The following is a 478-nucleotide window of genomic DNA, read 5'->3' on the forward strand; positions in this document are numbered from 1 at the left end:
CACTATTGTGGGCGGCGGCACGCCGAGCACCAATAACGATGCGTACTGGGATGGCGATATAGACTGGTATTCACCCGCCGAATTAGGTGAGCAGGTATACGCCGACAGAAGTGTCCGAAGGATAACCCAGGCTGGTTACGATAGCTGCTCGGCAACATTGCTTCCAGCTGGTAAAACAATTCTCTTCACAAGTCGCGCGGGCATTGGCAATACAGCGATTCTTCGCAGGTCAGCATGTACAAACCAAGGCTTCCAGTCTTTAGTCGTGAACGATGATACCGATGTGTATTTCGTCTACTCCATGACCGATCGAATCAAAAATTTCGCTGAACAGAAAGCTTCTGGATCAACCTTCCTAGAGATATCCGGAAAAGGTCTGGCGGCCGGAGAATTCGCCTTTCCTTCAAAGGATGAGCAGACTGCAATAGGGTCTATGTTCAAGCAACTCGACCATCTCATCACCCTTCATCAGCGTAAG

Annotated in this window: 1 protein-coding gene; it reads left to right on the forward strand. The window is 49.8% G+C overall.

All coding sequences use genetic code 11. The annotated features are described in order from the left end of the window. The coding region (locus tag OU26_RS09365; RefSeq protein WP_033499133.1) for a restriction endonuclease subunit S at nucleotides 1-478 on the forward strand (478 nt) is incomplete at both ends.

The organism is Bifidobacterium ruminantium DSM 6489 (genome assembly GCF_000770925.1).
Lineage (GTDB): Bacteria > Actinomycetota > Actinomycetes > Actinomycetales > Bifidobacteriaceae > Bifidobacterium > Bifidobacterium ruminantium.